This window comes from Microtetraspora fusca (assembly GCF_001570365.1).
In the GTDB taxonomy this organism is placed as follows: Bacteria; Actinomycetota; Actinomycetes; order Streptosporangiales; family Streptosporangiaceae; genus Microtetraspora; species Microtetraspora fusca.
The window spans coordinates 1-5,956 of sequence record NZ_BBYK01000085.1; the positions used below are offsets into that span (position 1 = coordinate 1).

Consider the following 5,956-nt stretch of genomic DNA (forward strand, 5'->3'; position numbering starts at 1 on the left):
CCGCGGACTTCGATACAGGCCCTAATCGTCCCCACCTCTCCCGTGTCTGCCAGCGCAGGTCGTGGATCGTCTGGTCGGTGCCGTCGTCGCGCCACTTGGCGAAGTAGTAGTAGACCGCGCTGCGGGGCGGCAGGCCGTGGGGCAGGAATGCCCACTGGCAGCCGGTCCGGCTCTGGTAGAGGATCGCGTTGACGATCTCCCGCATGTGGTAGCCGCCCTGATGGCCGCTCACCGAGGGATGCGCGGCCTTCCACGCCGTGATCATGGGCTCGATCAGGGCCCACCGTTCGTCGGATAAGTCGCTCGGATAGGGCTTGCGCTTACTCACCGGGTCATCTCAGCACGCCCAAGCCCATCGACCGGCTGTAACGCTACAAATTCATACGATCACATCGCAGTTCGGGCATTCACTCGCGAACCGCCCTCTCACATTGGTGTCAGGTCCTACCGTAATCGGCATGATGCGAGACACCGACACCACCGCGGGACGGCGCCGCGTGAAGCAGCTACGACTCGTCGTCGAAGCCGAGGACTTCGACGCCGCCCTGAGCTTCTACCGGGACGTACTCGGGCTGCCGCAACAGGCGGCGTTCGAAGGCGACGGCGACGCCCGGGTCGCGATCCTGGAAGCGGGGTCGGCGACCCTTGAGCTGTCGAACCCCGCACAGGTCAAGATGATCGACTCCGTCGAAGCCGATGGGCGGCCCAGCGCCCGGCTCCGGATCGCCTTCGAAGTCGAGGACAGCGCCAGCATGACAACCGAACTCGTTGAGGCCGGAGCAGAACTGATCGCCACGCCGCGAGAGACCCCATGGCGCTCCCTCAACTCGCGCCTGCACGCCCCGGCAGACCTCGAAATCACCCTGTTCCAAGAACTGGAAACCCCCGAAACACGCCACACCCGCCCCGGCTTCACCCGCCCCTGACAGCGCCCCCGAGGGGTGCGGGCCGACTCGACGGCCCGCGACCGGCTGGGGCTGTGAGATCTCTGGCGTCGGGTTTCCGGACGTCACTCCCGGGGCCTACTTCCGGAATCGCCCGATTCCGGAAGTAGGCGGTTGAGATGGATCTCAGTGTCCGGCTTCAGCCAGGCGGGGGAACAGCAGCCGTGCGTTGCGGTGTCCGATGTCGGTGATGTGGTCCGCGGCGTCCTGGAGGTGACCGTTGAAACAGGCCACGGCGACTTCGGGGATGAAGGGCCACTCGCTGGCGTTCAGCACGTGCCCCGGCTTGGCGAAGGCGAGCAGCGAGGGCAGCGCGGCCGGGCTGGCGGACAGGGCGGTGTCGAAGTAGAAGCCCGCGAAGTCGTCCAAGATCGAGTCCAGGTCCCGGCCGGTCTCGGCGAAGACGGTCAGGGCCAGGCGGTGCGCCGCGTACGGGAGGAAGCCGCCGGCGTGCGCCAGGATGAACCGGATCTTGGGGAAGCGCCGCGGCACGTCATGGCGGACGAGGTTGAAGGCGGCGCGGGTGGTGTCGAGCAGGAAGTCCGCGGCGAAGGGCGGGATGCCCGGCACGGCCGGCCCGGGCAGGTCGGCGGGGTGCACGAGAACCACGGCGGAGCGGTCGTCCAGCGTCGTCATGAGCGGGTCCAGGGCCGGGTCGCCCACGTAGAGTCACGGCGACTGTTGGCCAGCAGGATCACCCCGTCGGCGCTCAGATCGTCCAGGGCGTGGGTAGGCATGCGCTTCGCCTGGCCACGTGCAGACGCCGCTTCAGGGAGATCCCACAGGGCCGGCTGGTCCTGGATGGCTGTGCGCGTCATGAGGCTGTCTCATCGAACAGGGGCAGCATCTGATTTGGGAACGGCCGGTTGGACCACAGCACCTCGGTACGGCGTTGCCAGTTGTGCGCCTGAGCCGTGAATGCCTGGATCTCGACGCGCTCCCACCCGGCATGTAGCTCGTCGTAGAGGGGCGAGTGGTAGCCGGACAAGACGACTGCGGCTCGGCATGCCTCGACGCCGGACCGGGCTGGCGACCCGCTCGACGATGATGCGGGCCACGAGGTCGTCGAGGACGGCGGTCTGCACGTGCGGGCGCAGCTCCTCGAGGACGCCGTCGCGGAGGTCGTGCCACAGCTGGCCCGGGCCGCCGTCGGCGAGGATGCCGGCGACGCGTGCCGCTCGGGCGTCGGTGATGACCTCGTGGTCGGTGCGGAGCGGCGGCCGCCACCCGGTTTCCGAGATCCGGCGGGTGATGATCCGCGAAATGAGGTCGTCCAAGTCGGCGGCGGGGACGTACGGGCGCAGGTCGTCGCTGAGCGCGTCGTGCAGGTCGCGCCAGCGCTGGGACAAGTCGGGGCCGGGCTGGGCCCGGCGGCGGGCCATCATGAGGGGCTCCCTGTCTGGTCAAGGGCGTCGAGGTCGTCGGGGGTGACGCCGAGGTGCGCGAGGGTGCGCTGGAACGCGGCCTGGTCCTCGGGCGTCCAGGGCCGGTCCTCGACGGGCGGGTCGGTGCAGGCGCAGCCGGGGACGCCGCAGGCGCGGCACAGGTCGCCGAGGGCTGTGTCTCGGGCGAGGCGGCGCAGCGCCTCCCGGAGTTCGGGGATGTGCTGGTGCGGCTGGAATTCGGCTTCGGCGACCACCATGGCGGCGTAGTGGGCGATCGCGTGCGCGCCGAAGCCGGCGTCCATGGCGGCCTCAGTCAGCCGGGCGAGGTGCTCGCGAACCCACTGCGGGGCATCCCGGTATCGGCCGATGGAGGTGATGGCGTAGCGGGCGAGGAAGGAATTGTCCGGTTGCGCCGGAGGCGCCGCACCCGAGCCTCGCGCGGTACGGCGAGTGAGCCCGCCTACGGCGGGAACCTGGGAGGAACGAACATTGAACGAACCAGGAACGCACTGAACGTACTCCTCCCCAACCGTTGGGGTGAATGCTCCAGCGGTTGGTGGTCAACGCTCCAACCGTTGGGGGTCAGCTCCCCAGCGGTTGGAGCCGAACCTTGTTCTGGCTCCTCGTGGGTCTCCAACGGCTGGTGGTCAACTGGCGCGTTCGGTTGAGGGTCAACAGGCTCGTTCGGCTCCAACGGTTGGGGATCAACGGGTTCGGGCTGGCCCTGCTCGTCCTCGCTCGTGCGGGGCACCCCGCCGTGCAGGGTGCACGGGCCGACCCCCGGCGTGGCCGTCCCCCGGCACGCCCAGACCTGTTCCAGCATGTGCGCCAGGCGGTTCTGGCTGAAGCAGCGGAGCGTGTTGTTGCGCTCCTCCCCGACCGGAATGACGCAGCACGGACAAGATCGTGACGCGGTGCTCCCATTTTGTTCCCATCGGCCTCCCGAGGAGATCGTTCCGCGGGGAAGCGATGATCGTCTCTCACAGCTTCCCCGCGCGTTTTGCCTGGTAGCGGAGGCGGACGGGAATCGAACCCGCCAGGCCGAGATCCTCGGCCTCGTCGGTTTTGAAGACCGCGGGGGCCACCAGGCGCCCAGACGCCTCCACGGGAGAACGTACCGGCGAGCGGGTAAGGGCCATCACGAACGGCGTCCATGAACCTCCCCACTTCTGTCCAGATCGGCCCAGGTGAGGCAGCATGACCGGAACGACAACCGAGCCCGGCTCCACGTCACGACTCGACCCGCCGGCCGGCGGGGTACGGCTCACGCAGTACGCCCACGGAGGCGGCTGCGCCTGCAAGATCCCTCCGGGAGAGCTGGAGTCCATCCTGACCGGCCTCATGGGCGAGCCGGACGACGGCGCGGCGGGCGAGCTGCTCGTCGGGCTGGACGACGGGGACGACGCGGCAGTGGTCAGGATCGAGGGCGGCCGGGCGGTCGTCGCGACGGCCGACTTCTTCACTCCCGTCGTGGACGACCCGTACGACTGGGGGCGGATCGCCGCCACCAACGCGCTCTCGGACGTGTACGCGGTGGGCGGGGAGCCGCTGGTGGCGGTCAACCTGCTGGGCTGGCCACGTGACACCCTGCCGATGGACCTGGTCGGAGAGGTGCTGCGCGGCGGCCTCGACGTGGCGCGGGCGGCGGGCTGCCACGTGGCGGGCGGCCACAGCGTGGACGACCCGGAGCCCAAGTACGGCATGGCCGTCACCGGCCTGGCCGACCCGGACCGGCTGCTGCGCATCGACGGGGGCCGCGCCGGGCTGCCGATCTCCCTCACCAAGCCGCTCGGCGTCGGCGTGCTGAACACCAGGCACAAGGCGACCGGCGAGGTGTTCCCGCAGGCCGTGGCCGCGATGACCACGTTGAACCGGGACGCGGCGCGGGCGGCGCTCGCGGCGGGGGCGCGGTGCGCCACGGACGTGACCGGCTTCGGGCTGCTCGGCCACCTCTACAAGCTGGCCAGGGCGAGCGGCGTCACGGCGGTCGTGGACGTGGCGGCCGTGCCGTATCTGGAGGGAGCGCGGGAGGCGGTGCGGGACGGCTACGTGAGCGGCGGCACCCGGCGCAACCTGGCGTGGGTGGAGCCCCACCTCGATCCGGGGAGCTGCGACACCGCCGAACTGCTGCTGCTCGCCGACGCGCAGACGTCCGGGGGGCTGCTCGTGGCGGGCGAGGTCCCGGGCGCGCCGGTGATCGGCGAGCTCGTCCCCCGCGAGGGCGCCGCTCTGCGCCTGCGCTGACCGAGCGCCGCCGAAAGGCCCGAAAGGCCACTCTGCGCCTGCGCTGACGGAGGACGGCCGGGGAGGCCGAAAAGCCGCTCTGCGCCTGCGCTGACGGAGAGCGGCCGGAGGCCGAAAAGCCGCTCCGACCGAGCGCGGCCGGGAGGTCGAAGAGACCCACGCTTCCACGGGCCGTCCGGCGAGCATCGGCGGCCCGGCGGACATGCGCACTCACGCCGACATGAATGAGAGCACCGCTCCGTCGGGCAGCGCATCCGGTATGCGAGGATCCACCGCAATCTCGGCACGCCTCGCCGAACGTTACGGTCGCCACGCCGTCAAGCCTCGGGAGTCTCGTTGTGGCCCGCGTCCGTAGCCGCGCCCGCGACGCGATTGAGATGGTGAGCCTTGTTCCCGCCCTCGGACCGCACCCCCGCCCGGCCGAGGTCGGGGCGGAGAGGACCGTTCTCGTCGCAGTTCCCCAACAGAGAAAGGATCACCGTCCGTGCGCACACGCTTCGCGACCGCCATCGCCGGTGCCGGTTTCGGCGTCGGCATCACCCTTCTCGCCCTCCAGGGCACCGCCGCAGCCTCCACGTCGGCGCTCCCCGCGGGCAACGCCCCGACCTGCGTCACCGTCTGGCAGCAGACGGGCACCATCACCAAGACCGGCTACGCCCGGAACGACTGCGGCTACACGATGAACTTGAAGATCGTGTGGGCGAACGGCGTGGACGGGAGCTGCCAGACGGCGCGGCCCGGCGACACCATCAAGAGCAAGGTGCCGCGCGGCCCCAGGAACTTCGACGGCGCCAACCGCTGCTGACCCCGACCATGCGCTGATGGCGAAGTAGCTCCGAGAGAGGCGGCCCCCGCGATCACGCGGGGCCGCCTCTTCGTTTGGGCGCCGGAGGCGGTTCACCGGCCGGGGACCGAGGCGACCGCGCCCGCGTCGAGGCGTTCCCGCTGCGGGACCACTGTGTATTTGGGATCGGCGGCGGAGGCGCGGCCCGCCGCGAGGATGCCGAACCGGGTGCACAGCGCCCCGGCGGTCAGCGCGAGGCCGGAGGCCGCGGTGGCGGCCCGGCTGCGCCCGGCGAGCAGCGCGAGCAGGCCGCCGCCCGCGGTGAGCGCGCGGGCCGCGCTCAGCAGGCGCCCCGCCCGCCCCTCCCGGTACGGCTCGCCGACCAGGCCGAGCCGCCGTTCCAGGATCGTGGCGGCGGCGGTCTCGGTGGCGGCTCCGAGCACCGCGACGGCGCGGGCCGGGCCGGCCTCGGCCCGGGGCGTGGCGAGCATCGCGACCGCTCCGGCGCTGGCCAGCGCGCTCCCCGCGAAAAGAAACGGCAACTCCCGATAGCCCGAGTGCCAGGCGGGCACGGCGGTGTCGGCAACCAGCACGGCGGG

7 protein-coding genes, 1 tRNA gene and 1 pseudogene are annotated in these 5,956 nt (G+C 71.1%); 3 read left to right on the forward strand and 6 right to left on the reverse strand.

The genetic code is table 11. From position 1 onward, the window contains the following. A partial coding sequence (locus AWQ68_RS37820) for a transposase (RefSeq protein ID WP_218007218.1) occupies positions 1-265 on the reverse strand: 265 nt, incomplete at its 3' end. 193 nt (positions 266-458) lie between these two features. Between AWQ68_RS37820 and AWQ68_RS37825 the strand changes: the two genes are divergently transcribed. After that, on the forward strand, positions 459-926 hold the full coding sequence (locus AWQ68_RS37825; protein ID WP_245656514.1) for a VOC family protein: 468 nt from the start codon (positions 459-461) through the stop codon (positions 924-926). A 144-nt stretch (positions 927-1,070) separates the two neighbouring features. On the opposite strand, the gene AWQ68_RS37830 is transcribed toward AWQ68_RS37825, so the two are convergent. The 4 genes from AWQ68_RS37830 to AWQ68_RS37850 form a co-directional block, all read right to left on the reverse strand. Further along, positions 1,071-1,580 carry an amidohydrolase family protein gene (locus AWQ68_RS37830; RefSeq protein WP_218007219.1) on the reverse strand — a complete coding sequence of 170 codons (510 nt, stop codon included), beginning with the start codon at positions 1,578-1,580 and terminating at the stop codon, positions 1,071-1,073. 191 nt (positions 1,581-1,771) lie between these two features. Next, on the reverse strand, positions 1,772-2,329 hold the full coding sequence (locus tag AWQ68_RS37840; protein WP_066950801.1) for a hypothetical protein: 558 nt from the start codon (positions 2,327-2,329) through the stop codon (positions 1,772-1,774). Beyond that, the gene (locus tag AWQ68_RS37845) at positions 2,326-2,631 is read right to left on the reverse strand and encodes a hypothetical protein (RefSeq protein ID WP_066950802.1); all 306 of its coding nucleotides are present in this window, start codon (positions 2,629-2,631) and stop codon (positions 2,326-2,328) included. The genes AWQ68_RS37840 and AWQ68_RS37845 overlap by 4 nt, the downstream gene beginning before the upstream one ends. Positions 2,632-3,340: 709 nt before the next feature. Beyond that, positions 3,341-3,433 (reverse strand) — tRNA-Sec (locus AWQ68_RS37850). Between the two features lie 93 nt (positions 3,434-3,526). Here AWQ68_RS37850 and selD point away from each other — a divergent pair. Both selD and AWQ68_RS37860 read left to right on the forward strand, forming a co-directional pair. Continuing rightward, the gene (gene selD, locus AWQ68_RS37855; RefSeq protein ID WP_084464857.1) at positions 3,527-4,573 is read left to right on the forward strand and encodes a selenide, water dikinase SelD; all 1,047 of its coding nucleotides are present in this window, start codon (positions 3,527-3,529) and stop codon (positions 4,571-4,573) included. A 484-nt stretch (positions 4,574-5,057) separates the two neighbouring features. Then, positions 5,058-5,378 carry an alpha-amylase inhibitor gene (locus AWQ68_RS37860; protein WP_066950805.1) on the forward strand — a complete coding sequence of 107 codons (321 nt, stop codon included), beginning with the start codon at positions 5,058-5,060 and terminating at the stop codon, positions 5,376-5,378. A gap of 92 nt (positions 5,379-5,470) precedes the next feature. Here AWQ68_RS37860 and AWQ68_RS45500 read toward each other — a convergent pair. Next, positions 5,471-5,956, reverse strand: a pseudogene (locus AWQ68_RS45500) (NrfD/PsrC family molybdoenzyme membrane anchor subunit); the annotation flags it as partial.